Origin of the sequence: Arthrobacter glacialis, from assembly GCF_002909415.1 — a bacterium.
In the GTDB taxonomy this organism is placed as follows: domain Bacteria; phylum Actinomycetota; class Actinomycetes; order Actinomycetales; family Micrococcaceae; genus Specibacter; species Specibacter glacialis.
This window is the reverse complement of sequence record NZ_PPXB01000004.1, coordinates 191,149-216,771: the sequence shown is the minus strand read 5'-3', so window position 1 is coordinate 216,771 and position 25,623 is coordinate 191,149. Positions and strand designations below refer to the sequence as shown.

General features: G+C 60.9%; 26 protein-coding genes. 20 read left to right on the top strand and 6 right to left on the bottom strand.

The window, feature by feature from the left end; all coding sequences use genetic code 11:
- The first annotated feature begins 60 nt into the window (after positions 1 to 60).
- From atpA to CVS28_RS06280, 6 genes are all read left to right on the top strand, one after another.
- On the top strand, positions 61 to 1,698 hold the full coding sequence (gene atpA / locus CVS28_RS06305; RefSeq protein WP_103464541.1) for a F0F1 ATP synthase subunit alpha: 1,638 nt from the start codon (positions 61 to 63) through the stop codon (positions 1,696 to 1,698).
- A gap of 71 nt (positions 1,699 to 1,769) precedes the next feature.
- Positions 1,770 to 2,663, top strand: coding sequence for a F0F1 ATP synthase subunit gamma (locus tag CVS28_RS06300; protein ID WP_103464540.1), 894 nt, complete (start codon positions 1,770 to 1,772; stop codon positions 2,661 to 2,663).
- A 51-nt stretch (positions 2,664 to 2,714) separates the two neighbouring features.
- Positions 2,715 to 4,172: a F0F1 ATP synthase subunit beta gene (gene atpD / locus CVS28_RS06295; protein WP_103464539.1), complete on the top strand. Its 1,458-nt coding sequence runs from the start codon at positions 2,715 to 2,717 to the stop codon at positions 4,170 to 4,172.
- Between the two features lie 2 nt (positions 4,173 to 4,174).
- A complete protein-coding gene (locus CVS28_RS06290) occupies positions 4,175 to 4,465 on the top strand; it encodes a F0F1 ATP synthase subunit epsilon (RefSeq protein ID WP_103464538.1) in 291 nt (96 codons plus the stop codon).
- Positions 4,466 to 4,475: 10 nt separating this feature from the next.
- The gene (locus CVS28_RS06285) at positions 4,476 to 4,907 is read left to right on the top strand and encodes a DUF2550 domain-containing protein (protein WP_103481019.1); all 432 of its coding nucleotides are present in this window, start codon (positions 4,476 to 4,478) and stop codon (positions 4,905 to 4,907) included.
- Between the two features lie 126 nt (positions 4,908 to 5,033).
- Entirely contained in the window at positions 5,034 to 5,591 is a 558-nt protein-coding gene (locus CVS28_RS06280; RefSeq protein WP_243399725.1) for a DM13 domain-containing protein, read from the top strand.
- 75 nt (positions 5,592 to 5,666) lie between these two features.
- Here CVS28_RS06280 and CVS28_RS06275 read toward each other — a convergent pair whose 3' ends face one another.
- From CVS28_RS06275 to nucS, 3 genes are all read right to left on the bottom strand, one after another.
- A complete protein-coding gene (locus tag CVS28_RS06275; RefSeq protein ID WP_103464536.1) occupies positions 5,667 to 5,870 on the bottom strand; it encodes a cold-shock protein in 204 nt (67 codons plus the stop codon).
- A gap of 202 nt (positions 5,871 to 6,072) precedes the next feature.
- Complete coding sequence (locus CVS28_RS06270) at positions 6,073 to 7,317, bottom strand: N-acetylglucosamine-6-phosphate deacetylase (protein ID WP_103464535.1); 1,245 nt, start codon at positions 7,315 to 7,317, stop codon at positions 6,073 to 6,075.
- 34 nt (positions 7,318 to 7,351) lie between these two features.
- Entirely contained in the window at positions 7,352 to 8,047 is a 696-nt protein-coding gene (gene nucS / locus CVS28_RS06265) for an endonuclease NucS (RefSeq protein WP_103464744.1), read from the bottom strand.
- 122 nt (positions 8,048 to 8,169) lie between these two features.
- On the opposite strand from nucS, the gene CVS28_RS06260 reads away from it, so the two are divergent.
- Both CVS28_RS06260 and CVS28_RS06255 read left to right on the top strand, forming a co-directional pair.
- Positions 8,170 to 8,493 carry a hypothetical protein gene (locus CVS28_RS06260; RefSeq protein ID WP_103464534.1) on the top strand — a complete coding sequence of 108 codons (324 nt, stop codon included), beginning with the start codon at positions 8,170 to 8,172 and terminating at the stop codon, positions 8,491 to 8,493.
- Between the two features lie 10 nt (positions 8,494 to 8,503).
- Positions 8,504 to 9,295, top strand: a complete 792-nt coding sequence (locus CVS28_RS06255; RefSeq protein ID WP_103481018.1) for an alpha/beta hydrolase — start codon at positions 8,504 to 8,506, stop codon at positions 9,293 to 9,295.
- An 82-nt stretch (positions 9,296 to 9,377) separates the two neighbouring features.
- Here the strand turns inward: CVS28_RS06255 and CVS28_RS06250 are convergent, their stop codons facing one another.
- Entirely contained in the window at positions 9,378 to 10,805 is a 1,428-nt protein-coding gene (locus CVS28_RS06250) for an AI-2E family transporter (RefSeq protein ID WP_103481017.1), read from the bottom strand.
- Between the two features lie 206 nt (positions 10,806 to 11,011).
- Between CVS28_RS06250 and CVS28_RS06245 the strand changes: the two genes are divergently transcribed.
- From CVS28_RS06245 to CVS28_RS06215, 7 genes are all read left to right on the top strand, one after another.
- Positions 11,012 to 13,177: a DUF8094 domain-containing protein gene (locus CVS28_RS06245; protein ID WP_133159070.1), complete on the top strand. Its 2,166-nt coding sequence runs from the start codon at positions 11,012 to 11,014 to the stop codon at positions 13,175 to 13,177.
- Between the two features lie 86 nt (positions 13,178 to 13,263).
- Positions 13,264 to 14,196: a tetratricopeptide repeat protein gene (locus CVS28_RS06240; protein ID WP_103481015.1), complete on the top strand. Its 933-nt coding sequence runs from the start codon at positions 13,264 to 13,266 to the stop codon at positions 14,194 to 14,196.
- Between the two features lie 151 nt (positions 14,197 to 14,347).
- The gene (locus tag CVS28_RS06235) at positions 14,348 to 15,139 is read left to right on the top strand and encodes an ABC transporter ATP-binding protein (protein ID WP_103464529.1); all 792 of its coding nucleotides are present in this window, start codon (positions 14,348 to 14,350) and stop codon (positions 15,137 to 15,139) included.
- Positions 15,121 to 16,716 (top strand): transporter, encoded by a 1,596-nt coding sequence (locus tag CVS28_RS06230; protein ID WP_103464528.1) that lies wholly within the window; start codon positions 15,121 to 15,123, stop codon positions 16,714 to 16,716. Before CVS28_RS06235 ends, CVS28_RS06230 begins: the two co-directional genes overlap by 19 nt.
- A 97-nt stretch (positions 16,717 to 16,813) precedes the next feature.
- A complete protein-coding gene (nagB, locus tag CVS28_RS06225; protein ID WP_103464527.1) occupies positions 16,814 to 17,596 on the top strand; it encodes a glucosamine-6-phosphate deaminase in 783 nt (260 codons plus the stop codon).
- A gap of 264 nt (positions 17,597 to 17,860) precedes the next feature.
- Entirely contained in the window at positions 17,861 to 18,184 is a 324-nt protein-coding gene (locus CVS28_RS06220; protein WP_103464526.1) for a DUF3039 domain-containing protein, read from the top strand.
- Between the two features lie 104 nt (positions 18,185 to 18,288).
- Positions 18,289 to 20,058, top strand: a complete 1,770-nt coding sequence (locus tag CVS28_RS06215; RefSeq protein WP_103464525.1) for a DEAD/DEAH box helicase — start codon at positions 18,289 to 18,291, stop codon at positions 20,056 to 20,058.
- Positions 20,059 to 20,166: 108 nt separating this feature from the next.
- Here the strand turns inward: CVS28_RS06215 and CVS28_RS06210 are convergent, their stop codons facing one another.
- Both CVS28_RS06210 and CVS28_RS06205 read right to left on the bottom strand, forming a co-directional pair.
- On the bottom strand, positions 20,167 to 20,784 hold the full coding sequence (locus tag CVS28_RS06210) for an isochorismatase family protein (protein WP_103481014.1): 618 nt from the start codon (positions 20,782 to 20,784) through the stop codon (positions 20,167 to 20,169).
- A gap of 12 nt (positions 20,785 to 20,796) precedes the next feature.
- Positions 20,797 to 22,101: a nicotinate phosphoribosyltransferase gene (locus tag CVS28_RS06205; RefSeq protein WP_103481013.1), complete on the bottom strand. Its 1,305-nt coding sequence runs from the start codon at positions 22,099 to 22,101 to the stop codon at positions 20,797 to 20,799.
- 76 nt (positions 22,102 to 22,177) lie between these two features.
- Here CVS28_RS06205 and clpS point away from each other — a divergent pair, with 76 nt between their 5' ends.
- The 5 genes from clpS to CVS28_RS06180 all read left to right on the top strand — a co-directional run bounded on the left by clpS (position 22,178) and on the right by CVS28_RS06180 (position 25,616).
- Positions 22,178 to 22,483 (top strand): ATP-dependent Clp protease adapter ClpS, encoded by a 306-nt coding sequence (gene clpS / locus CVS28_RS06200; RefSeq protein ID WP_103464522.1) that lies wholly within the window; start codon positions 22,178 to 22,180, stop codon positions 22,481 to 22,483.
- Positions 22,476 to 23,042 carry a DUF2017 domain-containing protein gene (locus CVS28_RS06195; RefSeq protein WP_103481012.1) on the top strand — a complete coding sequence of 189 codons (567 nt, stop codon included), beginning with the start codon at positions 22,476 to 22,478 and terminating at the stop codon, positions 23,040 to 23,042. The genes clpS and CVS28_RS06195 overlap by 8 nt, the downstream gene beginning before the upstream one ends.
- A gap of 61 nt (positions 23,043 to 23,103) precedes the next feature.
- Positions 23,104 to 24,141, top strand: coding sequence for a glutamate racemase (gene murI, locus CVS28_RS06190; protein ID WP_207767444.1), 1,038 nt, complete (start codon positions 23,104 to 23,106; stop codon positions 24,139 to 24,141).
- A complete protein-coding gene (locus CVS28_RS06185) occupies positions 24,138 to 24,935 on the top strand; it encodes an MBL fold metallo-hydrolase (protein ID WP_103464520.1) in 798 nt (265 codons plus the stop codon). Before murI ends, CVS28_RS06185 begins: the two co-directional genes overlap by 4 nt.
- Positions 24,936 to 25,088: 153 nt before the next feature.
- A complete protein-coding gene (locus CVS28_RS06180) occupies positions 25,089 to 25,616 on the top strand; it encodes a hypothetical protein (protein ID WP_103464519.1) in 528 nt (175 codons plus the stop codon).
- Positions 25,617 to 25,623: the final 7 nt, after the last annotated feature.

The following is a 25,623-nucleotide window of genomic DNA, read 5'->3' as shown; positions in this document are numbered from 1 at the left end:
CTACCGCAGCTCACTGATTTATGCGGCGGTATCCACAACTTAGGAGAGCAGGGACTGCAGATGGCCGACTTGACCATCAATGCCGACGACGTCCGCAATGCCTTGAATGAGTTCGCAGCGTCCTATGAACCGGGCAACGCAGAGCGCGTCGAGGTTGGCCGCGTCACCACCGCAAGTGACGGCATTGCCAAGGTAGAGGGACTTCCCTCTGTCATGGCCAACGAGCTGCTTCGTTTCGAAGACGGCACACTGGGCCTGGCCCAGAACTTGGACACTCGCGAGATCGGTGTGGTTGTCCTTGGCGACTTCGCCGGAATCGCCGAAGGTCAGCAAGTCCACCGTACCGGGGAGATCCTCTCCGTGCCGGTTGGCGATAACTTCCTTGGCCGCGTGGTTGACCCCTTGGGTCAGCCGATTGATGACCTGGGTGAGATTGAATCCGAAGGCCGCCGCGCCTTGGAACTTCAGGCACCTGGTGTTACCGAGCGCAAGTCGGTTCACGAACCGCTGCAGACCGGTATGAAGGCCATTGACGCCATGATCCCGATCGGCCGTGGCCAGCGTCAGCTGATCATTGGTGACCGTCAGACAGGCAAGACGGCTTTGGCCGTTGACGCCATCATCAACCAGAAGGCCAACTGGGCTTCCGGAGATGTCAAGAAGCAGGTTCGTTGCGTTTACGTAGCAATCGGCCAGAAGGCATCCACGATCGCTGCTGTTCGCCAGACCCTGGCTGACCACGGCGCGTTGGAGTACACCACCATTGTGGCTTCTCCGGCATCTGACCCGGCCGGTTTCAAGTACTTGGCACCGTACACCGGTTCGGCCATTGGCCAGCACTGGATGTACGCCGGCAAGCATGTTCTGATCGTCTTTGATGATCTGTCCAAGCAGGCTGAAGCCTACCGCGCTGTTTCGCTGCTGCTGCGTCGCCCACCGGGACGCGAAGCCTACCCCGGCGACGTGTTCTACTTGCACTCCCGTCTGCTCGAACGTTGTGCCAAGCTCTCTGACGCGCTTGGTGCTGGTTCAATGACCGGTCTGCCGATCATTGAAACCAAGGCAAATGACGTTTCGGCTTACATCCCGACCAACGTCATCTCCATTACCGATGGTCAGATCTTCTTGCAGTCGGACCTCTTCAACGCCAACCAGCGTCCCGCCGTCGACGTGGGTATCTCCGTATCCCGCGTGGGTGGTTCGGCACAGGTCAAGGCCATGAAGAAGGTTGCCGGTACTTTGAAGCTGGAACTGGCTCAGTACCGTGACATGCAGGCTTTCGCCATGTTCGCCTCCGACTTGGATGCTGCTACCAAGCAGCAGCTGACCCGTGGTGCGCGCCTGATGGAACTGCTCAAGCAGGGTCAGTACGCACCGTTCCCGGTCGAGAACCAGGTTGTTTCCATCTGGATGGGCACCACCGGCCACTTGGACAACGTCCCGGTGGAGGATGTCCTCCGCTTTGAGGCCGAGTTCCTTGACTACCTGCGTCACCGCACGTCGATCCTGACCACGTTGGCTGAAACCAACGTGCTGGAACCTTCGACTGTAGACGCGCTCAAGTCCAACATTGACGCCTTCAAGAAGGGCTTCTTTGCGGAGGGCGACGACCACTTGGTTGGCGCCGGCCACGAGGAGTTCGGTGCTCTTGCCGCCGAGGACGTTGACCAGGAAAAGATCGTCAAGCAGAAACGCTGACACCATCTCTGATTTGGGTTGTTGGCCCTTAACGGGCCAACAACCCAAACAAGGATAAGGAAAGGACAAACATGGGAGCCCAGATACGGGTTTACCGCCAGAAGATCTCATCGACCACGTCGATGCAAAAGATCTTCAAGGCGATGGAACTTATCGCTGCGTCCCGCATTGGAAAGGCACGTGTACGTGTCGCGGCATCCTTGCCGTACTCCAATGCGATTACCCGTGCCGTTTCTGCCGTTGCGTCCCAGTCCGAGGTCGACCACCCGCTGACAACCGAGCCGGATCAGATCCGCCGGGCCGCAGTATTGGTTATGACTTCCGACCGTGGTCTTGCCGGTTCCTACTCCGCCAGCGTTTTGAAGCAGGCAGAGCACCTCATCGAATTGCTGCACGGAGAAGGCAAGGACGTCTCGACCTATTTGGTCGGCCGCAAGGCACAGGCATACTTTGACTTCCGAGGTCGCGATTACGCCAAGGTGTGGACCGGTGGAACTGACGCCCCGGAATTTGAAACTGCACGTGAACTGCGCGTCGCCCTGCTACAGGACTTCGCAACAGACTTTGAAGAGGGTGGCGTGGATGAAATCCACGTCGTTTACACCCAGTTCAAGTCAATGATTCTTCAGGAGCCGACAGTAATTCGTCTGCTGCCGCTGGAAGTTGTTGAGGAAGAAGTTGAATCCTCGGATGACCTGTTGCCGCTGTACGAATTCGAGCCGCAGGCTGAAGACGTCCTGGACGCCTTGTTGCCGCGGTACATCGAATCACGCATCTTCTCAGCATTGTTGCAGGCCGCAGCTTCCGAGCTCGCAGCACGCCAGCGGGCCATGAAGTCCGCAGGCGATAACGCCAGCGATCTGATCAAGAAGTACACGCGTCTTCGTAACAACGCCCGCCAGGCTGAGGTTACGCAGGAGCTCTCCGAGATTGTTGCGGGCGCTGATGCGCTCAACGCGTCTTAGTAGCCCAATTCATACTTATTCAATGCCATCTACACAAGTGAAGTGAGAGAGATGACTGCCCAACTTAACGAGCAGGGAACCGCAGCGAAGGCCGGTGCCACAGGCCGCATTGCGCGCGTCATCGGCCCGGTTGTCGACGTCGAATTCCCGGCTGACGGCATTCCCGCCATTTACAATGCACTCACCACCGAGATCACTCTCAACGGTGAGACCAAGACCATCACCTTCGAAACCAGCCAGCACCTCGGAGACGGCCTCATCCGCGCCATCTCCTTGCAGGCTACCGACGGACTTGTCCGCGGTACCAGCGTGCAGGACTTGGGTTCCCCCATCACCGTGCCTGTTGGTGACGGCGTCAAGGGTCACATCTTCAACGTCTTGGGCGAACCCCTGGACGTGAAGGAATCGGAGCTGAACATCTCCGAGCGCTGGCCCATCCACCGCAAGCCCCCGGCATTTGCCAGCCTCGAAGGCTCCACGGAGATGCTCGAGACCGGTATCAAGTCGATTGACTTGCTCACCCCGTACATCAAGGGTGGAAAGATTGGTCTGTTCGGTGGTGCCGGTGTCGGCAAGACCGTTTTGATCCAGGAAATGATCACCCGTGTGGCCCGCAACTTCGGTGGTACTTCGGTATTCGCCGGTGTTGGCGAGCGTACCCGTGAAGGTAATGACCTTTGGGTTGAAATGGAAGAAGCAGGTGTTCTTAAGGACACCGCGCTGGTCTTTGGCCAGATGGATGAGCCGCCGGGAACGCGTCTTCGCGTTGCCCTGTCGGCACTGACCATGGCTGAGTACTTCCGCGACGTGCAGAACCAGGATGTGTTGCTCTTCATCGACAACATCTTCCGTTTCACACAGGCCGGTTCCGAAGTTTCCACACTGTTGGGCCGTATGCCTTCAGCTGTGGGTTACCAGCCCAACCTGGCCGATGAGATGGGTCTCCTGCAGGAGCGCATCACCTCGACCAAGGGTCACTCCATCACGTCCATGCAGGCCGTCTACGTGCCTGCTGATGACTACACGGACCCGGCCCCGGCCGCGACCTTCGCCCACTTGGATGCAACCACGGAACTTTCCCGTGAAATTGCTTCACGTGGTCTGTACCCGGCCATCGATCCGTTGACGTCCACGTCACGAATCCTTGACCCGCAGTACGTTGGCCAGGCTCACTATGACACGGCTGTCCGTGTCAAGCAGATCCTGCAGAAGAACAAGGAACTTCAGGACATCATCGCGATCCTCGGTATCGATGAGCTCGGTGAAGAGGACAAGATCGTTGTATCGCGTGCTCGCCGTATCCAGCAGTTCCTGTCGCAGAACACCTACACCGCCAAGCAGTTCACCGGCGTTGAAGGTTCCACGGTTTCGATCGCGGACACCATTGAAGGCTTCACGGCCATCTGCGACGGCGACGTCGACCACATTGCCGAGCAGGCGTTCTTCAACATCGGTGGCATGGATGATGTTGAGCGTCAGTGGGCTGCAATCCAGGAATCGACGAAGTAATCATGGCTAACCTCGAAGTTGAAATCGTAGCGGCTGACCACGCTGTTTGGTCTGGCGCAGCGACCCTTGTCAAGGGGTTTACCAGCGAAGGTGAGATCGGGATTCTTCCCGGTCACTCCCCGTTGCTCGCGGTTTTGGCGCCGGGCTTGCTGGAGATCGCACCCGTGGACGGCAACCGTTTTTCGGTTGACGTTGACGGCGGCTTCTTCTCCGTTGACAGCAACCGGGTCGTGATCGTTGCTGATGGTGCTCGTCTCCACGAGGGTACTTCAGCAAACGCAGGGATTCGCTAGCAATCAATTGATGAACCAATTAGGTTTTGCGTTCATCGTCCTAGCAGGAGTTTTTCTGCTAGTTGTAGTTTCACTGTGTCTGTTTGGGGTGCGCCGCATTGTTTTGCGGCGCACCTGGGGCACAGTCGACGCCTCCATTTGCACGGCGAGCAATCGCTGGGCAATGGGGGTTTGTCGTTACCAGGAGTCGGACCTCGAGTGGGTTCGGCTTCTGTCGTTAAGTCCGCTCCCGGCCAAAACCATGAAGCGCAACAAAATTGTGCTGTTGGGTCGCCGCGAGCCCACTGAAAACGAGCTGACGCGCGTTCCGCCCAGCGTTGTCATCGTCATGCTCAACTATGAGGGCAACGAGGTGCTGCTGGCCATGAAGTTTGCCGCCTATGCAGGCCTGTCCTCCTGGCTGGAAGCCGGCCCCCAGCCCGGCCCAGGCCGCTGGCACTAGCGGCAGGCATTGCGGACTGGAGCGCAGGACACTATGGCCCTCTAGTCAAATATTGACCGCGGACCCACCAGAGCCGGGTAGGATCTGATCTTATTCGGCCAGTGGATAGTTGTTATGCTCAACTGCATGAGCAAGTTTATGAGCAGGCGGGTTCTGATTCCGCTTGTACTCCTTATGGCAACTGCTGTGGCCGCGCTTGGACTTTACTTGTTCCAACCGTGGCGGATTTTCACTAGTTCGACGGCGACCGAGGGACTTCCGAGTTTCGCGCCGACCCCCATTCCGAGCTCTGAGTCTGCCGGCGATTCTGCCCCTGCACCCACTCCGTTGGCTCCCCGCGAATTGGTCAGCGGAGAGCTCATCAGCCATGAACACGCCAGCTCGGGATCCGTAAGGATACTGGAATTACCTGATGGCAGGCGGATCCTGCGCTTCGAGGGCCTTGACACCTCCGACGGCCCAGACCTTAAGGTATGGCTTAGTGATGCCCCGGTGATCGAGGGGACGGCAGGTTGGCATGTCTTCGACGACGGGGCGTACCTGAGCCTGGGAGCACTCAAAGCCAACAAGGGTGATCAGAACTATGAGATACCAGCAGGGACGGTGTTGGGCGACTATAGCTCAGTCAGTATTTGGTGCGCGCGATTCGCTGTCTCCTTCGCCGCGGCAGAACTAAGAATGTAGACAAGAAACAGCCCCCGGGGAGCAGTTCATGCCGGGGGCTGTTGATTGTGCCGGAATTCTTGAGGCACGGAAGGACTAGATGGTGGTTACACCCGTGGCCTGGGGTCCCTTGGTGCCTTGACCGACCTCAAACTCGACCCGGGCGTTTTCATCCAAGGTCTTGAAGCCGCCGCTTTGGATTTCCGAGTAGTGAACAAAGACATCCGCCTCGGCGTTATCCGGGGTGATGAAGCCGAAGCCCTTTTCAGCGTTGAACCACTTGACGGTACCCTGTGCCATACGTTTTCTCCTTGTGATGACAGCGCAAATGTACTGCGCCGTGTATTGCCTAGCTCTTGGCATATTGCCTAATTAGAGGCCAAACTCAGCATGGCATGAGTCACATGTCAGGTCAATGAAGTGCACAAAAGAGACGGAAATATTAACTAGTTCAACCACAGAGCGGAACGCATGACGCGCTCCATGGCCACGTTGGCATCAACTACTTCAACCACAGTCCGCCTCGCATGACGCGCTGGAGGGCCAAATCGGCGTCGACTATCAGGAAATCTGCCCGCAACCCACGGCGCAGGGAACCAACCTCGTCGGTCAGACCCAGCACGGCGGCCGGAACCACTGTGGCGGACTTGAGCGCATCGGTGAACTTCACTCCAGCCGCGGTGGTGTGGCGGACTACATCGAGCAAGGTGGCTGTGCCGCCGGCAATGGAGCCCGTGGCATCCAGGGTTGCCACGCCGTCGGTAACGCTCACAGGGGACGGGCCCAACATGTACTGGCCATCTGCCAGCCCGGCTGCGGCCATGGAATCGGTGACCAGCACAATGTTGGCGGCACCCACCAGTTCAAAGACTGTCTGGACTGTTTCCGGATCCAGGTGGGTGTTGTCGGCAATAAGCTCCACGGCCGCGTTCCCGGCCTTGGCAATGCGCAAACACGCGGCCACAGGACCGGGGGATCGGTGGTGCATGGGAGGCATGCCGTTGAAAAGGTGGGTAACCGTGGGGCGGCCGGAAACGCCGTCGAACCCGGTGGAATCCAAGCCTTCACGGGCCTGCTCCAAGGAGTCGGCGGCCGTCGCCGTGTCGCAATCGGTGTGGCCCAGTGACGGTGTGATCCCATGGCTTGTCATCAGGTCAACCAGTTCGGGGGCACCGGGGAGTTCGGGAGCGTACGTCATGGTGGTGATGGTGCCGCGGCCGGCCTCGATCAGGGATCCCATGATCTCAAGGTCAGGTTCCAGCAGGAAGGCCGGGTTCTGTGCACCGCATCGTGCGTGGGAGAGGAAGGGGCCTTCCAGATGAATGCCGGCCAGCAACCCTTCATCAGTCATGTTGGCGTAAATGCCAATGCCCTTGATGAGGTCTTCCGGAGATGCCGTCACCATGCTGGCCAGCAAGGTGGTGGTCCCTGAACGGTGCAGGAAATCCACTGCAATGCGTGCCGAGGCCTCGTCACCGCTGGGGAAATCGCCACCGTTGCCGCCGTGGTTGTGGATGTCGATGAGGCCGGGAATGATGCGCTGGCCTGCCGGGAGGGAAATGATGTTGGCCGCGTCCAGGGATTCCTGGCTGAAGTCGGGCTCGTCGAAATGGTCGGCCCGGCCGGCGTACACAATCCGATCGCCTTCGACGGCGAGCAATCCACCTTCAATGACACCGTGGTCGGTAACTACGGCACCGTGGAGGAGGTATTTGGTGGACACGGGCGCGGGATTCGGAGCAGTCATGGCTCAAGTCTAGTCAGGAACAGCTGGCCTTTGCCTAGAACAGCCGTGAGGCGCTGTCATCTACTCCGCGCATGGCGTCGTAATCAAGTGTCTTGCACTCAATGCCCCTGTCGGTTGCCAGTGTTTTGGCTTGCGGCTTGATTTGCTGGGCGGCGAAAATACCGCGCACCGGAGCCAGCAGCGGATCACGGTTGAGCAGTTCCAGGTAGCGGGTGAGCTGCTCGACGCCGTCAATGTCGCCACGGCGCTTGAGCTCAATGGCCACGGTGGCTCCCTTGGCGTCCCGGGCCAGAATGTCAACAGGCCCAATGGCTGTGAAATATTCCCGGCGAATGAGCGTGAAACCCTCGCCCAGCAGCCCAATCTGTTCGGCAAGCAGGCGCTGCAGATCGGCTTCCACGCCGTCCTTGATCAAGCCCGGATCCACGCCAAGGTCATGGCTGGAGTCGCTGATGTGCTCATAGATGTTGATGATGAGCCTGTCATCGGTCTTGCTCGACTGCACGATCCACTGATCGATCACACCGTTTTCAAGGTCGGCCTCGTCCGGGTTGAGTGTCCGCATGGTGGCGGGCGGACTCATCCAGTTCAGCGGCTTGTAGGAGCCGCCGTCCGAGTGGACCAGGACGGAACCGTCGGCCTTGACCAACAAGAGCCGAACGGCAAGGGGAAGATGGGCTTTGAGGCGTCCGACGTAATCGACGGAGCACTTGGCAATCACTAAACGCACGCCCTCCACTGTAGCCGCTCTCCGTTGGTGGTTGGTGGTGGTTGGACCGAGTGGCCTGGGTGGAAGCCGCTGGGCGCCCTGGACGCTTCGCGCTCGCTGCGCCGGTGCGGCACAATGGAAACATGCCCCGTTCAAACCGCCCGCGCCGTCGTTCCGCTGCCCCCAAGGGCTGGCAGGAGCAAGAGGAGCCGGATCTGGACCGGGCGCGGATGGGAGTTCCGGCCCGCGAGTCAGCGCCCGACGGGCAATGGGCCGTGCGGTCCATCACGGCGAGCAATGCGCAAAAGGTCTACACCTGCCCCGGCTGCCACCGTGCTGTTGAACCGGGGGTAGCCCACTTGGTGGTGTGGCAGGAGGACGCCATGTTTGGCGCCGAGGCCGGCTTGCGCGACCGCAGGCACTGGCACAGCAATTGCTGGCGCGGTCGTAGCTACAAGTACAGATAGGCTAGTGGACATGGTTTTTGACCCCGCATCCCACGACCTGGTTGACGCAGCTGCCCTTGTTTACGTCCGAGCCGCCACCATTTTGCCCGCCATCCGGGAAAATATTGAGCTGAGAACGGCCGACGGCTTGACCCTGGTGGGAGAGTTGGCGTTGCCGGCCGACGGCGTGGTGAAGGCGACGTTGATCACCTTCCACCCGCTGCCCACGCACGGTGGCTTCATGGATTCGCACGTCTACAAGAAGGCCTCCTACCGCCTTCCGGCCATGGCCGGCATTGCCGTACTGCGATTCAACACCCGGGGCACTTCTTCGCCACGAGGCACCAGCGACGGGGTCTTCGAGGAAGGGCTGGGCGAGCGCCTGGACGTTGAGGCGGCTGTCCAGTTTGCGGTTGACCGCGGCCTGCCCAACCGTTGGCTCGTGGGCTGGTCCTTTGGCACCGAGCTGGTGCTGAAATACGGTGCCGTGGCTCCTGTATCAGAGCTTATTGAGGGCGCCGTTTTACTGTCACCGCCGCTGCACCGGGCAACGGATGCGGATCTGGGCGCCTGGGCCAGCTTCGGCAAGCCCCTGTGTGTTCTGGTGCCGGAATTTGATGACTACCTCCAGCCCGCGGCGGCAACGGCCCGCTTCTCCGTGGTTCCTCAGGCCCAACTGGTTGCTGTTGCGGGGGCCAAGCACCTCTGGGTGGGGGAGAAGTACGCAGCCCGTGCCTTGAATGAGATTGCCTCGGCAGTTTTGGGCAGCGCCGTGGAGTTGCCAGGCCAATGGCATGAAGTCGCGGCGCCACTTCAATCCTAGGACTTGCTCATGCGAACGGCCCCGCACCTTGTTGGTGCGGGGCCGTTCGCTGTTTACAACCCAGGTCACGCGGTGAGCTTGGTTAGTTCTTGTCTTGGCGGGCAATGAAGACTTCCCGCACCAGCAGCATGACGGCGGCTGCCGTGGGAATGGCTATCAAGGCGCCCAGCACGCCCAACAGGCTGCCACCGGCAATAACTGAAATGACAGCCACGGCACCAGGAACGGCCACTGCCTTTTGCATGATGCGGGGGGAGATGAAGTAGGCCTCAAACTGCAGGTACGCCAGGTAGGCGACGGCGTAGATCAATGCCACTTGCCAGCCGCCCGTCAGGCTCACGGCGATGACCACGACGGCGGCAATCATGCCGCCTACCAGCGGAATGAACGCCAGCAGCGCCACAACAAACGCCAGCAGGATGCTGAACGGCACATTCAAAATGGTCATGACGATGAAGGCGAAGCTGGCGTTGAGAACGGCCACGCAAACCTGTCCTATGACGTAGTTGCCCACGCCGCGGGTGATTTCCTCGCTTAAATCCTCAACACGGGCCCGGCGCGAGCGCGGTGCCAAGCGGTAGCCCCACTTTTTGATCCCGGGCAGGGAGGCCAGGAAGTACAGGCTCAACACCAACACAATCAAGGTTCCAAAAAGGGCGTTGGCAATGGTGGTTCCAACACCCACCACTCCACCAAAGATACCGCCCACGGCTTGGGCGTCCTGGAAGAATTTGGCAACCTGGGCGTTGATGGTGTCCAGCACGCGATACTGGACATCAAGTTGCTTGAAGAATTCCGAATTCAGGAAGTCGTTGATCCAGCCCGGAGCTTTGTTCACCAGCTGCGTTGTCTGTTCGACGATGGTGGGAATCAGCGTGGCGAAGAAGATGGCCACAAGGCCCAGCAAGGCGCCCAGCACCAGAACTATGCCCAGCGGACGTGGCACGCTGCGCCGCTCCAACCAGCGGACCACCGGGTCCAGACCCAAGGCAATGAACAGGGCTGTGACTATCCACAGCAGCAGCGATTGGGTGTTGGCCAGCATGTAGCTAACGGATAAGGCGATGCCGACACCAACAGTACCCATGAAGCCAAAGTAGATGGGGTGGCGGAAAAGGCCGGAGCTGGGTGCTGCATCAACCATGGCCTGGGTGGCCTTGGCCTGCTCCTCGAAGATGGTCTCCGCCGGCAGGTCAAAACGCACGCGGGGCTGGGCTCCCGGAATCGGCTTGAGAACCTTTTTTGCCACCCACTCCCGCCATCCCACATGGTGACCCGCGCCGTGGCCCGTTCCAGCAGCCGCAGCGGCTGCTACTGGCGCTGGGGGAAGTGGTTGGCTCTGCGAATCCGACCCGGCCCCGTCACTGTCCCCACGAGGTGTGGACTGCCCCGGCGGGGACGTTTCAGAGCCGGCAGGCTCGGGCCTGGCAGGGTTGGGGCTGGCTTGTGCAGAGTTGGTGCCGTCGTCAGGGACGGGGCCAGTTGCGCTTGAATCAGGGGTCGAACTCACGGGTATTGCCTTCGCATCCAGGATTTTGCGGATGATTGGCTCCGCACCACAATTGTGACTCGAGAGTATCAGCGCAGCCCAGTACTGGCGGCATGCATTCGATGAAATAACGTGAGATTCGTCAATTGGGCATGCCCTTAAGATAACGGTTCAGTTACCCTAGAAGGAACGTTCACAGCAGTGTTCCGCCGATGTTAGGTAAGTACGTGCGTTCAAAAATTGCAATTGTCCTGGCTATTTTGGGTTTGTTGGTGTTGGGTTCCGGTATTGGCCAGCGCACCATCTGGCTCCCTGCTGCGCAGCTGACAGCCACCACCCCAGCCGATGTAAGCGCCGCACCGCTGACTGTCATCAGCCCAGAGATACTCAAGACCCGTGACGGTCACTTCACTCTGACCGTCAAAAGCGACGGCCCCATCCAGCTCGCTGTGGCGCGGGAGCGCGACATCATCGGCTGGATTGGCGACGCCGCCTACACGCAGGTGGACGGTGCCAACGACGATTTCACGGCCCTGAGCACACAGAGCAATGCAGGTGCCGCCACTGTGCCCAATCCCGCTGGTTCGGATCTGTGGGTCAGTGAGGAGAAGGCCACCGGCGAGTTGACCTACACATGGCAGGCTCCAGGACATGGTGACTGGGCATTGCTGCTCTCCTCCGACGGCAAGGCTGCTGCGCCGACAAATATTTCCATGACGGTTGACAATCAGGCCGGAACCCCGTGGGCAGTGCCGTTGATGATTCTTGGTTCGGCCATGCTGGCAGCAGCTGCCTTGCTGTTTTTGATTGCACCGCGCAAACCCAAGAGCGGCGAACCTGCTCCCGTTGGCCGACGCGCGGCCGGCAAGGCCCCGGCCGACCCCGCCACGGGCGCTTTGGAGGTCGACAAGCTGGTGGCAGCCCGTGAAGCCGCCAAGTCGGCTGCGGCGACGGGCAAGGATGCCCCGTCCACCATTGCCGAGGCCAGGAACGCAGAGAGGCCCGTTGCAGGCGCCAAGGCTGGCGGGGAAGCCTCGGCCCCGGCCTTTGTCAGCGATGCCACGTCCGCGTTGCCGGCAGTCCTGCAGCCACCGGCTGCCCAAGACCCTGAAGCTGCCTCCGCGGCCGGGGCCAAGAGTAACGACAAGAACGATGACGACTCCACGAAGGGTTCCGGAGGCGGTGACGACGACGGCAAGGGTGCATCGACGCCGGAGAATGATGCTGACGTGAAGGGCGCTGACGTGACCGAAGCCAAGACCGAAGCCAAGAACGATGCCAAGAAAAAGGGCAAGGCGGACTTCAGCGCCAGCTCACCCACAGAGGTTGCAACACCCCGCACCATGCACAAAACCATGAACCACAAGAGCCGTTGGGGTGCGGCATTGGCCGTGATCCTGGTCGCAGGCAGTGTTGGCCCGGCCGTGGCGGAGGATGCCACCACAGGCGCTGCCACACCGGCCCCCACCAGTTCCGCCTCGAGCACGGCGCCCGCTGCCAGTGCTGATGCGAACACGCCCGGCTTCCCGTCTCTTCTGGACAGCCAGGTTCAGCGCATTGCCACCGCCGTGGCCACGGTTGTTGCCTCGGGGGACAATGCCAAGAACGCCAAGGAATTGGAATCACGCGTCACCGGCATGGCCTTGGAGGTTCGCACAGCCAACTACAAGATTCGTTCCCAGGTTGCCAGCGCCCCAGCGCCGGAACCCGTCAGCGCCACACAGCTGCTGGCCAAGGTTGTCACCACCACGGACACCTGGCCGCGGTCAGCCATGTTCGTCACCAAGGGTGAGAACAATGAGCTGCCGCAGTTGCTGACACTGGTTCAGCAAAGCCCGCGGGAAAATTACAAGCTGATCAAGTCCACGCCTTTGCTGCCCGGCCAGACCTTTCCCACAGTGGACAAGGAAGGCACCAAGGAAGTAGCCATTGACGAGAGCGCCGGCCTGAAAATGAGCCCCAAGGACGCCATTGCGGCGCTCAGCGACCGTTTGACCAAGGATGACAGCAAGTTCAAGGACTCCTTCAACGACAGCGTCTACATCACGAGTGTTCTCGATGCGCAGAAGAAGATTGTTGCTGACGCCAAGGATGCCACCAACGTCTTCAGCCATACGGCCGACACCAAATCACCCGTTGCCATGCGCACAGCCGACGGCGGGGCCATGGTTGTGGTGGGATACACCTTCGGCATTGACACAACGTCCAAGGAAGATGCAACCCTCACCGTGCCCGCCGACGCGGCCGTGTTCACCGGCGGCACAGAGACCACCAAGGGCTTCACCTTGAGCTACGCGGAACCTGTTGTCATGTACATTCCGGCAGCCTCCGGTGATGGAAAGATCACGCTGCTCTCGGCAACCCGGGATCTTGTGGGCGGCCAGTTCAAGTAACCCGGCAGCGGGGCGTTGGCAAAGCAAAGTTTCACCCGCGGCGAGATCTTGGAAAAGTCGCGGGCCAGCACAGTTAGAGTGAGTTCATGAGTCAAAATAGCCCCATGGCACCCAACGGAGCGCCCGGGATCAACCTGCGCGGCGCCGTCGACCTTTCAGCGTTGAAGAACCGGGCCGCGGCCGCCCCTTCAACGCCATCGCCCTACGCGGTTGATGTCAACGAGCAAAGCTTCCAGGAACTTGTTCAGCTTTCCTCCAAGGTGCCGGTGGTGGTGCTGCTGGGATCTGCACGCTCACACCAGTCCTCGGTGGTGACAGGCGTGCTGGAGGGGATTGTCAACGAGTACGGCGGGCAGCTTGCCTTGGGCCGGGTGGATGTTGATTCCAGCCCCCAAATTGCGCAGGCGTTTGGTGCCAGCGCGGTGCCTACGGTGGTGGCCTTGATCAAGGGGCAGCCGGTGCCCATGTTCGAGGGTGAACTGCCGGCGGAGCAGATCAAGGAGTTCTTCACCGAACTGCTCAAGGTTGCTGCCAGCAACGGCGTCACCGGAAACTTGGGCGGCGCCCAGGACCCCGAAGCTCCGGCGGAGCCACCGCTGCCTCCGTTGCACCAGGCTGCCCGCGACGCCATCGACGCCGGTGACTTGCTGCTGGCCCAGACCAGCTATGAGAAGGCGCTGGCCGAAATGCCGTCCGACGCCGCCGCAAAGGTTGGCTTGGCGCAGGTCCACCTCATGCGCCGCACAGCGGAGCTGAACGTTGCAGACGCCGAGGCGCTGCGGGCCCGTGCGGCTGGGGACCCGGATGATCTCGAGGCAACCCTTTCGGTAGCTGACTTGGATGTGACGGGCGGCCATGTTGAGGACGCCTTTGCCCGCATTGTGAAGTTCATTGGCACGCACTTTGGTCCCGAACGGGACACCGCCCGGGTGAGGTTGTTGGAGCTTTATGACGCCATTGGCGTCAGCGATCCCCGCGTATCCGCATCCCGCCAAGCCCTGGCACGCGCCCTGTTCTAGCCTGGCGACGCGCAACGAAGCTCCTGTTCTAACCTCCCTGTCATGGAAGGTTGGGGCGGGAGCTTTTTTGCGCCGTCAGGGTCCGCAAGGACAGCCAATCTCATCCTTTGGGATGCCGTGCCCGCACCATCGGGGTTGTTAGGGTGTGCCTATGAGCAACTCCTTTGAGCAAGCAAAAGACACAGGGCTGCCACCGGCCCTCTCCATCCGTGGCTTGACCAAACACTTTGGCAACAAAGTGGCCGTCGATGGTATTGATCTTGACGTCCCCGCCGGGTCCTTTTACGGCCTGGTGGGACCCAACGGCGCCGGCAAGACAACGTCGCTGTCCATGGCAACGGGCCTTTTACGTCCGGACGCGGGGCAGGTTTGGGTGCACGGGGTGGACGTATGGAGCCATCCCCTGGAATCCAAACGCCTCATGGGTCTCCTGCCCGACGGCGTTCGGCTCTTTGACCGGCTCAGCGGGGAGCAGCTTGTCAGCTACGCCGGTTTGTTGCGTGGCATGGACAAGGACACTGTGACAGCCCGCGTCAAGGACCTGCTCTCCGCCCTGGACCTGAGCAAGGATGCCGGGACTTTGGTGGTGGACTACTCCGCCGGCATGACCAAGAAGATTGCCCTGGCGGCGGCACTGATTCATGCCCCGAAACTCCTGGTGCTCGATGAACCCTTTGAATCCGTGGACCCGGTGTCCGCAGCCAACATTCGTGACATTTTGCACGACTACGTCAACACCGGCGGAACCGTCATCGTTTCCAGCCATGTCATGGATCTGGTGCAGCGCATGTGCGACCATGTTGCCGTGATTGCCGGCGGCCGGGTTCTTGCCGCCGGCACGGTCGATGAGGTGCGCGGAAGCCAAAGCCTGGAGGAAAAGTTCGTGGACCTCGTTGGCGGACGCAAGGAGAATACGGGGTTGTCATGGTTGCGCAACTCGTAAGCCTAAAGCTGACCCTGCTGCGCAATTCACTTAAGCGCAGCCCCTGGCAATTGGTGGGGCTCATCATTGGCGGACTGTACGGCCTGGGCGTGCTGGCCATGACCTTGGTTGGCCTGGCTGCCTTGGGTGCGGGTGAGCCCGAACTCATTGGCACAGTTCTCACGCTGGCTGGAGCCGCACTGGTTCTTGGGTGGCTGATCATTCCCGTGGTTGCCGCCGGCCTGGACATGACCCTGGACCCGGCGCGTTTCACCACTTATGCCATCCCGATGAAGTCAATGCTCACGGGCCTGCTGTTGGGGAGTTTCATTGGCATTCCCGGGGCCATCACCCTCCTTGCCTCGCTGGGAACAGCCATCGCTTGGTGGCGCCACCCCCTCGCGGCCCTGGTGGCGCTGCTCTGCGGCGTGTTGGGCGCTGTGACCTGCATTGTGGCCTCGCGGGCCATCACAGCTGCCAGTACCAGCCTGGCCTCGTCGCGCCGTTTCAAGGATGCCAGCGGCATTGTGCTGCTGGTTCCCCTGATGTTCATGGGACCCATCATCAGCGGTGTGAGCTCTGGTGTGGGTGACTTCAAGGAGTACCTTCCGGCGTTGGCGCAGACCGTCTCCTGGACTCCCCTCGGAGCAGTCTGGTCGGTGCCCGCCGCCGTTGCTGCGGGTTCCTACGGTGCTGCCGGGCTCAAGCTCCTCATCGCGGTGGCAAGCATCGCCGCCTTGACGTGGATTTGGCGGGCGTGCCTGAGCAGGGCCCTGGTCACGCCCGCGTTCGCCGGTGGCGGACGGAAGGCAGGGGGCAAGCTGGGCTTCTTTAACTGGTTCCCGGCCACCCCCACAGGAGCAGTGGCAGCACGCTGCCTCACCTATTGGTTCCGGGACCCGCGGTACAGTGCTGGCCTGCTCATTGCCCCGTTACTGCCATTGATCTTTGTGTTTGCAGGGTCCCAGGCGGCCAGCGAAACAGGCGGCACGCAGTCCTTGGGAATTGCCCTGGGGCTGGGCGGGGCCCTTGCGGCATATCTGGTGGTGTGGTCCATCAGCTCCGATATTTCGTATGACAACACAGCCTTCGCCCTGCACATCGCCACAGGGGTGTCAGGGACTGCTGACAGGAGCGGACGGGCGCTTGCTGCGGCCGTCCTGGCACTGCCGCTGGGCATTTTGTACGCCGTGATCGGGGCAGTGCTGGCACATGACCTAGGCCAACTGCTGGCCACGGTGGGACTCGTGCTGGGTGTGGTGGGCTCCGGGCTTGGCTTGGCCAGTGTGTTCTCAGCCCGATTTACCATGGCTGTGCCGCTGCCCGGTGAGAGCCCCATGAAAACGCGGCCCGGCAACGGGCTCTCCTCGGTCTTCATTCAAATGTCGGGGTTTGTGGGCCTGGGCGTCCTGGTTTTGCCGGAGCTCATTCTTGCCATCGTTGCCATGGTGACGGGGCAGCTGCTGTACGCCTGGCTGGCCCTGGCTGTGGGAATCATCCTCGGTGCCGTGTTCCTGGTGGTGGGCATTCGCAAGGGCGCCGCCGTCTTCAACCAGCGTGCCCCCGAGTTGTTGCTTGCTGTGTCGGTGGACCGTTAACGGAACACCAGCAGTAATAGCTAAGGTTAGAGCTGGCAGATTAGCGTTGCAAGAGAATCGCACAGGCACGTACGTGTCGTGAAAGGAAGCGTGTTTCATGGAGGTCATCATCCTCCCCAGCAGTAAAGAAATTGGTGCCTTGGCCGCGGATGCCATTGAGGCCCTGATTCGGCAGAAGCCCAATGCGGTCCTTGGCCTGGCCACGGGTTCCTCGCCGCTGCCGATTTACGACGAGTTGGCACGACGCCACGACGAAGCCGGCCTGAACTTTGAACAGGTCAGCGGTTTTGCCCTGGATGAGTATGTGGGTCTGCCGGTGGGCCACTACGAGTCCTACCGCGAAGTTATCCGCCGCGAGTTCACCAACCGGGTGGATGTTGCAGCAGAAAACGTCCACGGCCCGGACGGTGCCACCGAGGACATCGCAGGAGCCTGCCAGAACTACGAGGTCGCCATCAAGGCAGCCGGCGGCATTGACCTGCAGATCCTGGGCGTTGGCACCAACGGCCACATCGGATTCAACGAGCCAGGCTCGTCGCTGGCATCGCGCACCCGGATCAAGACCCTTGCCGAGCAGACACGCCAAGACAATGCGCGCTTCTTTGATCATCTAGACCAGGTTCCCCACCACGTGGTCACCCAGGGCTTGGGCACCATCATGGATGCCCGCCACGTGGTCCTGGTGGCCTTTGGCGCGGGCAAGGCCGACGCGGTTCGCGACTTTGTGGAAGGACCCGTCTCGGCATCCTGCCCGGCATCCGTCCTGCAATTCCACCCCCGTGCCACCATCATCATTGACGAGGCCGCGGCAGCAAAGCTTGCCGGTGCATCCACCTACCGCCACGCCTTTGACAACAAGCCGTCCTGGCAGGGCATCTAACAGGCAGGACATCTAGCAAGCAGGGCCTCTAGCAAGCTTGCGCCTAAGCAGTTTGACGTGCGGCGGGGAGGGAAGTTAATCACTTAACTTCCCTCCCCGCCGCACGTTTTTTCACAGGCTATTGCCGCCCTGGCTGAAAAAACTGAAACGCCAGCGCAGTTGCTGCTGGAGCGTTGGACTTTGCGCAGCCGCGGTGGACAGCTGATATCCCAAATCGATGGATGCCTCGGTGAGTCGTGATCGTGTTGCCGCTAGAATGGTTTTATGAGTTTGCCTCCAGACCCCTTCGAAAACCAGCCCACGGGAAATCCTGAGCGCAGCGGTGGTTCCACCGCCGTGATCGAGCGCCAGGAATTGCAACAGGAAGTAGAACCTGGCGACAGCGAGCGGTTCTCGCACTATGTTCGCAAGGAAAAAATCATGGAATCTGCCATGACAGGCGACCCCGTGGTGGCCCTGTGTGGCAAGGTCTGGACCCCCGGCCGGGATCCGCATAAGTTCCCGGTCTGCCCAGACTGCAAGGCCATTTACGATGGCCTGAAGCCCGAGGGCGGCAAGGGTAAAGGCCCCAAGGAACCCAAGAAGTAACTTGGCTTCACCCTAAATTTTGTGCGGCCTCATGGCCGTTGTTTTACCGTGCCCGGTTCCGGACGCGGAGCAAAGAATGAAGTGACAAGGATGGCGGAGAATTCGTGACGGAAACATTGTTTGGTGGCCCGTCGCTGCCTCCGGCCTACCCTGAGCGTGCTGCATGGGGAACGGCCCAAAAACTTCGAGCATGGCAGAAAGAAGCCATGGAGAAGTACTTTACCGAAAACCCTAAGGACTTCTTGGCCGTCGCTACCCCAGGCGCCGGTAAGACGACCTTTGCCCTGCACATTGCCACCGAGCTTATGGCCCGTGGCACCATCAACAGGGTCACCATCGTCACCCCCACCGACCACCTGAAACGCCAGTGGGCGGATGCCGCCGCCAAGGTGGGTATCGCCATTGATCCCAACTTCAAGAACGCTGACGGCCGTCACGGCAAGGGGTTCGTGGGTGTCGCAGTGACCTACGCGCAGGTGGCCAGCAAGCCCATGCTGCACCGGGCCAAGACTGAGGCCGCCCGGACGCTGGTCATCATGGATGAGATCCACCACGGCGGTGACGCACTGAGCTGGGGCGATGGTATCCGTGAAGCATTTGACCCTGCCGCGCGCCGTCTGGCTCTGACCGGAACGCCGTTTCGTTCCGACACCGCAGCGATTCCGTTTGTGGAGTACGTCGAAGACCGTGACGGGATTCGCCGTTCCAAGGCCGACTACAACTATGGGTATGGCGAAGCGCTCAAGGATCATGTGGTGCGCCCTGTCATGTTCATGGCCTACTCGGGGCAAATGCGGTGGCGGACCAGCGCCGGTGAGGAAATGGCCGCGACACTGGGCGAAGCTGTCACCAAGGACGTCACAGCCCATGCGTGGCGTACGGCGCTAAACCCGGCAGGGGAGTGGATTCCGGCCGTACTCGCTGCTGCTGACAAGCGACTCACCGAAGTTCGCAGGGCAGTGCCCGACGCCGGTGCTCTGGTCATTGCCACTGATCACGAGGACGCCCGCGCCTACGCCGACCAGCTGAAGAAAATTACCGGCAGCTCTCCCACAGTTATTCTGTCCGACGACGCCAAGGCCTCAGACAAGATCGACGCGTTCTCCGCCGGGGACAATCGATGGATGGTGGCTGTGCGGATGGTGACCGAAGGCGTTGACGTACCGCGCCTGGCCGTCGGTGTTTACGCAACCTCCACGGCAACCCCGCTGTTCTTTGCTCAGGCCATCGGGCGTTTTGTGCGGTCCCGGAAAAGGGGCGAAACGGCGTCGATCTTCCTGCCCTCGGTGCCCAACTTGATGGGATTGGCCAACGAACTTGAGCTCGAACGCGACCACGCCTTGGACCGTCCGGACAAAGATCCCGATGGTTTCATGGAAGAAGACGCCGAGATGGAGGAAGCCAACCGTGAAGAAAAAGCCTCCGACACCATGGAGAAGTTCAAGTTTGAGGCGCTGGAATCCCAGGCGTCCTTTGACCGCGTCTTGTTCGACGGCGGCGAATTCGGCACTGGCGGGGCCATCGGCAGTGACGATGAAATGGACTTCCTGGGCATTCCCGGGTTGCTCGACGCCGATCAAATGGGTGTCCTGCTGCGCCAGCGCCAGGCAGATCAGCAAACCCGGCGCCGCAAGAAGGCTCCCGCAGCGGAGCCTGAAGCGCCGCCCTTGATTGATCACCGAATGTTGATGGATCTGCGCAACGAGCTGGCCAAAAACGTATCGGCGTGGAGTGCCCGCTCCGGTATGCCGCACGGCATGGTCCACAGCGAACTGCGCCGCATCTGTGGCGGACCTGCCGTGGCCCAGGCCAACGAATCGCAGCTGCAGATGCGGATGAAGAAACTCCAGGACTGGTTTATCGGCCGCAAATAAAACTAACCCGCAGAAAACGGCGAAAATCCTCGATTTGGAGGTGATTTTCGCCGTTTTCTGCGGGTCAGTTCTTGGGCCCACGCGGCTGAGCTTGCGAGGGCGTGGGGACTACTTGACCTCCACGCCTGCGTCTTCGAGTTCTTCCAAGACCTCGTCGCTGGCGTCTTCGTCAACGCCCGCAATGTAGTCGCGCAGCACCGTGGTGTTGTAGCCGGCGTTGACGGCATCAAGTGCCGTCGCACGGACGCAGTGGTCGGTGGCGAGGCCCACGATGACCACATCCTCGACGTCGTTCTCGCGGAGCCAGTCATCCAGACTGAGGGGGGACTCGGCGTCCTCATCGGCGGACTCGTGCGCCTCACGTTCGCCGACGGCAACCTCGTCCTCGGGTGCCAGCAGGCCGTCGAAGCCCGAGTAGGCGGCGTCGAACTTGCCCTTGCGGAAGTAAGCGTCAATGTCCTCGGTGTCCAGGTTGCGGTGCAGGGCGGCGCCCTTGGAACCAGCAACGCAGTGAACCGGCCAGCTGGTGCGGAAGTCAGGGGCATCCGAGAAGTGGCTGCCCGGATCCACATGCCAGTCCTGGGTGGCGACAATGAAGTCAAAGTCGGGTGCGTCGGCAATCAACTCAGTGATCTCGCTGGCAAGGTCAGCCCCGCCAGTCACGGCAAGTGATCCGCCTTCGCAAAAATCGTTCTGGACATCAACAATAATCAGGGCCTTGGCCATGAGTAACTCCTTTTAGTTCCTTGGGTTTGTTGCTTGTTCGTATTCAGTGGGGATGACGGCGTCCCCGCGCTGGAGCCGGCGTGCCGCCCCCGGCATCTCCGCCATGGAAGCGGCATGGCGGGCCGTTGCCCGCACCACGCCCTCGGCACCGGTCCACCCAGCTGCGAGCACGCCGCCGGTCATGAACTTGGCCAGCAGCGGCCTGTCGTTATTGTCTGAGGCTGGCTCGTGGCCGATGCCCACAACTTCCGCCGTGGCAATGCCAGAGCCATTCAGGCGGCGCATGGCGTACTTCCGCCCGCCCACGCTGGCCTTGTTCTTGGCGGCCTTGGCCACCGAGACGAACTCGCCGTCGTCACCCTCGCGCGAGACCAGTTTGTACACCATGGAGGCTGTGGGGGCGCCGGATCCGGTCACCAGGGATGTCCCGACACCGTAGGAGTCCACAGGTGCCGCGGCCAGGGCGGCAATGGCGAACTCGTCGAGATCGCTGGTCACTGTGATGCGGGTGCTGGTGTTCCCCAGCGAATCCAGCAGGGCCCGGACGTCGCGCGCCTGGGCGAGAAGATCGCCGGAATCCAGCCGCACGCCGCCCAAGGCGGGGCCCGCAATGGCGACGGCCTTGCGAACTGCGGCTTCGACGTCGTATGTGTCAACCAGCAGCGTGGTTCCGGCACCCATGGAACCGATCTGGGCGCGGAAGGCTTCTTCCTCGGAGTCGTGCAGGAGCGTGAAGGAATGCGCGGCTGTGCCCTGGGTCAGGACACCGTAGCGCAAACCGCACTCGAGGTTGGAGGTGCTGTGGAAACCGGCGATGACGGCGGCCCGGGAGGCGGCAACGGCCGACTCCTCCTGCGTGCGCCGCGACCCCATCTCAATGCAGGGGCGGGCGCCGGCAGCACCGATCATGCGGGAAGCGGCGGAAGCGATGGCGGAGTCGTGGTTGAGCACCGAGAGCACATACGTTTCCAGGATGCAGGCCTCGGCAAACGTGGATTCAATGGTCAGAATGGGCGAATTGGGGAAATAGAGTTCGCCCTCTGCATAACCGTAGACGTCGCCGGAGAACTTGAAATCCGAGAGCCAGGCCAGGGTTTCGTCGTTGACAACGTTGTTGTTGGCCAGGAAATTGAGCTCATCCGGGCCAAAGCGGAAGTGCTCCAAACCTTCCAACAAACGTCCCGTGCCGCCCACAACACCGTACCGGCGGCCATCTGGCAGGCGCCGGGCAAAAGCCTCAAACACGCTGCGGCGGTGTGCGGCACCGGAGTGCAACGCTGCCTGCAGCATTGTCAGCTCATAGTGATCCGTAAACAATGAAGTGCGGGGGTGGCCCCAGTTTGATGGCGTAGTCACGGAATTTACTTTAGTGCGGCAACACTAGAATGGACACATGAGTGTCAGCACAGCCCCGGAAACAGTCCGGGAAGTCTCAACCAGCGAACTCATCTCCCCGGACATCCCGTGGGAATTAATCGTGTGGAACGACCCGGTTAATTTGATGAGCTATGTCAGTTACGTCTTCCAAAGTTATTTTGGCTATTCAGAGGCAAAGGCGGCGAAATTGATGCTGCAGGTCCACACGGAGGGCAAATCCGCCGTGGCCCATGGAGCAAAGGAAAAAATGGAAGCACACGCTGTGGCCATGCACGGATTTGGTTTGTGGGCAACGGTCCAAAAGGGCGGCAACCGTGGCTAAGGCCTTCTCCGCCGGGCGCCGCGGCATTACCGGCTACTTGGAACCTGCCGAGCGCGATCTGTTGCGCAAGCTTTTTGCCGACATCATCACCATGCTTGAGCCTGAAACCCCCGCCCACGAGGACCCGCTGGCGGCTTTGATTGGCCTTGACATGGACGTGCAGGTGCCGGTCGATCCGGCGCTGCTGCGTCTGCTCCCTGACGCCGTGAAGGAGGACAACGACGCTGCCCTTGAGTTCCGCCAGCTCACCGAACGTTCACTGCGCGAGACCAAGATTGGTGCCCTGCGCGCAGCCTCGATGGCGTTGGACTCCGAGAAGCTGGTGTTGGATCCGGAAGCGGCAAAGCTATGGGCCATGGCCCTGAATGACATCCGCCTGGTGCTGGCTGAAAGGCTTGAAATCCGTGACGAGGAAGATGCCGAACGGGTCCATGAAGTTCAGGACTGGGGCGATGCCGAGGATGTGGACAGCTACCTGAGCCTGGTCTACAACTTTGTCTCCTGGCTCCAGGAAAGCCTTGTCCAAGCCATGCTGGCTACTCTGCAGCGCGCAAAGTAGTTGTGTTTTTAGCCGCAATAGCAACAGCTGGGCTGGCAAACAAACTATTGTTGGAACGATCATGAGCACACATCCACGAACAGCCCCAACACCAACCGTTGGCACCACCGGGGCGCAGGGCGCCGTGTCCGAACGGGCCATCGGTATTTTTGATTCCGGTGTGGGCGGGCTGACAGTGGCCCGGGCTGTGATTGACCAACTGCCCAACGAATCCATCATGTACGTTGGCGACACAGCGAACGGCCCCTATGGTCCGCTGCCCATTGCCGAGGTCCGGGCCAACGCCCTGGGCGTCATGGATGAACTGGTTGACTCCGGGGTCAAACTGCTGGTCATTGCCTGTAACTCTGCCTCCGCTGCCGTGCTGCGCGATGCCCGGGAACGCTACACAGCCCGCTACGGGATTCCCGTCATTGAGGTGATCCAGCCGGCCGTTCGGCGCGCCGTGGCAGCAACCCGCAGCGGCAAGGTGGGCGTCATTGGCACCGTTGCAACTGTTGGTTCGCGAGCTTATGAGGACACCTTTGCTGCGGCCCCGGATCTGAGCATCACCTCCGTGGCCTGCCCGGACTTTGTGCGCTTTGTGGAATCCGGCATCACGGCAGGCGCCGAGCTACTCACCACCGCCGAAGAATACCTGGCCCCGCTCAAGGCTGCCCAGGTGGACACGCTGGTCCTGGGCTGCACGCACTATCCGCTACTCACAGGTGTCATCTCCTACGTGATGGGAGACTCGGTCACCCTGGTCTCCAGCGCCGAGGAAACCGCCAAGGACGTCTACAAGGCGCTGGTAAGCCACGACCTTGAGCGCGTTTCCGAGCAGCCGCCCACCCACAATTTCCTGTCCACAGGCGACGCCGGCAGCTTCGGCGTGCTGGCCCGGCGCTTCCTGGGCCCGGAAGTCCGTGGCGTGGAACAAGTCAGCCACGTGGCGGCCCATTACCCCACAGGATCCTTGGCCCGCATCACCCCGGACATGATCGCCGCAGCCCGCAGGATCGCCACCGGGCCAGCGGCCACACACGTCTCCAATTTTGTTTTGGCGGATTCGATGGGCAGACTTGCTATGCCGGGAACAGTTGCGGGGGAGCAAACATGAAGTTAACAATCGTTGGATGCAGCGGGTCATTCCCCGGCCCGGCGTCGCCCGCGTCCTGCTACCTGCTGACGGCGCACGACGGCGTGAGGCCCTGGCGGGTGCTGATCGACCTGGGCAGCGGTGCCCTGGGCGCCGCGCAGAAGTACATGGATCTGGAAGACATCGATGCCATCTTCCTCAGCCACCTGCACCCCGACCACTGCATGGACTTGTGTGGCCTGCACGTGGCTGTCCGGTGGAGCCCCAACGGCTGGAACCGCGACCGGATCGCCGTCTGGGGCCCTGCCGAGACGGCTGACAGGCTCGCCACCGCCTACGGTCTGGAGCTTGATCCGGGCATGCACGAGGAATTTGATTTCCAGAATTGGCAAGAACGCGAAGCCGTCACTGTGGGTCCGTTCAAGGTGACTCCGTACGCTGTGAACCACCCAGTCCCTGAAGCCTATGCGCTGCGGGTTGAGGTCACGGAGTACGACGGAACGGGTCTTGACCGCACGGCCGTCATGACTTATTCGGGGGACACCGACAGCTGCCAGGGCCTGGAAGACGCCGCCCAAGACGCGAATTTCTTCCTGTGCGAGGCGGCCTTCCAGGAGGGCCGCGATGATGCCATCAACGACGTCCACCTCACCGGCAAGCGCGCAGGAGAAGCGGCAGCCCGAGCAAATGTGAAACGCCTGCTCCTGACGCATATCCCCGTCTGGACTGACACCAACACTGTGGTGGCCGAGGCCAAGGAAGTATATTCCGGCGATGTTGCCGCTGCCGTGGCGGGCGTCCACTACACCATCTAGTTTCTTGGATGCCTTGGCTTCTCGGCTTCGCGGCTTCTCGGCGGCGAATATCGTCCCAAAGGATCATCCTTTTTGGCCGGCCGTCCGGTTAGGCTCGACTCAAGACCTGATGGCCTGCGCCGTCGAACATGAGATGAAATAAGGATGCCAACCATGAGTGAAATGCCCCGCTACAACCCCGCACCCGAAGCTTTTGTTCCGGCGCAGGCACCCACTGCCCCGCCCATCATGAACACCATCTTCTTCATGCTTCTGGGCGCTGCGGTGCTGCATATTGTCGCCACTATTCTTGGCATCATGAACGTGACCTCGGATTCCTTCCGCAACCAGGTCGAGCAGCAGCTGTCCGGTCAGAACATGCCTGAGACCACTCCGGAGATCGTGGACGCAACCATTATGTTTACGCTGGTGACCTCCCTTGCCATTGGTGTTGTGGGTGTCATTGTCTACGTGGTGATTGGCTTGTTCATCAAGAAGGGCATGGGCTGGGCCCGCATTGTGGGCTTGGTGTTGGCTGCCTTGTCATTGGGGCAGCTTGTTGGCATGACCATGCCTGGCGGGATCGCCGTCATCTTGCAGGTGCTGCTCGGCATTGCTGCCATGGTCCTGTGCTTCACCGGTCCGGCGGCTGCCTTCTTCACGGCGAAGAAGAACTTCAAGCTGGCGAGCAAGACCCCCTAGCTCCGTA

Excerpts from the sequence above, each read along its gene's own strand:
- atpA (WP_103464541.1), top strand. The coding sequence starts at position 61 with ATGGCCGACTTGACCATCAATGCCGACGACGTCCGCAATGCCTTGAAT.
- CVS28_RS06300 (WP_103464540.1), top strand. The coding sequence starts at position 1,770 with ATGGGAGCCCAGATACGGGTTTACCGCCAGAAGATCTCATCGACCACG.
- atpD (WP_103464539.1), top strand. The coding sequence starts at position 2,715 with ATGACTGCCCAACTTAACGAGCAGGGAACCGCAGCGAAGGCCGGTGCC.
- CVS28_RS06290 (WP_103464538.1), top strand. The coding sequence starts at position 4,175 with ATGGCTAACCTCGAAGTTGAAATCGTAGCGGCTGACCACGCTGTTTGG.
- CVS28_RS06285 (WP_103481019.1), top strand. The coding sequence starts at position 4,476 with ATGAACCAATTAGGTTTTGCGTTCATCGTCCTAGCAGGAGTTTTTCTG.
- CVS28_RS06280 (WP_243399725.1), top strand. The coding sequence starts at position 5,034 with ATGAGCAAGTTTATGAGCAGGCGGGTTCTGATTCCGCTTGTACTCCTT.
- CVS28_RS06275 (WP_103464536.1), bottom strand. The coding sequence starts at position 5,870 with ATGGCACAGGGTACCGTCAAGTGGTTCAACGCTGAAAAGGGCTTCGGC.
- CVS28_RS06270 (WP_103464535.1), bottom strand. The coding sequence starts at position 7,317 with ATGACTGCTCCGAATCCCGCGCCCGTGTCCACCAAATACCTCCTCCAC.
- CVS28_RS06260 (WP_103464534.1), top strand. The coding sequence starts at position 8,170 with ATGCCCCGTTCAAACCGCCCGCGCCGTCGTTCCGCTGCCCCCAAGGGC.
- CVS28_RS06255 (WP_103481018.1), top strand. The coding sequence starts at position 8,504 with ATGGTTTTTGACCCCGCATCCCACGACCTGGTTGACGCAGCTGCCCTT.
- CVS28_RS06240 (WP_103481015.1), top strand. The coding sequence starts at position 13,264 with ATGAGTCAAAATAGCCCCATGGCACCCAACGGAGCGCCCGGGATCAAC.
- CVS28_RS06235 (WP_103464529.1), top strand. The coding sequence starts at position 14,348 with ATGAGCAACTCCTTTGAGCAAGCAAAAGACACAGGGCTGCCACCGGCC.
- CVS28_RS06230 (WP_103464528.1), top strand. The coding sequence starts at position 15,121 with ATGGTTGCGCAACTCGTAAGCCTAAAGCTGACCCTGCTGCGCAATTCA.
- nagB (WP_103464527.1), top strand. The coding sequence starts at position 16,814 with ATGGAGGTCATCATCCTCCCCAGCAGTAAAGAAATTGGTGCCTTGGCC.
- CVS28_RS06220 (WP_103464526.1), top strand. The coding sequence starts at position 17,861 with ATGAGTTTGCCTCCAGACCCCTTCGAAAACCAGCCCACGGGAAATCCT.
- CVS28_RS06210 (WP_103481014.1), bottom strand. The coding sequence starts at position 20,784 with ATGGCCAAGGCCCTGATTATTGTTGATGTCCAGAACGATTTTTGCGAA.
- clpS (WP_103464522.1), top strand. The coding sequence starts at position 22,178 with ATGAGTGTCAGCACAGCCCCGGAAACAGTCCGGGAAGTCTCAACCAGC.
- murI (WP_207767444.1), top strand. The coding sequence starts at position 23,104 with ATGAGCACACATCCACGAACAGCCCCAACACCAACCGTTGGCACCACC.
- CVS28_RS06185 (WP_103464520.1), top strand. The coding sequence starts at position 24,138 with ATGAAGTTAACAATCGTTGGATGCAGCGGGTCATTCCCCGGCCCGGCG.
- CVS28_RS06180 (WP_103464519.1), top strand. The coding sequence starts at position 25,089 with ATGAGTGAAATGCCCCGCTACAACCCCGCACCCGAAGCTTTTGTTCCG.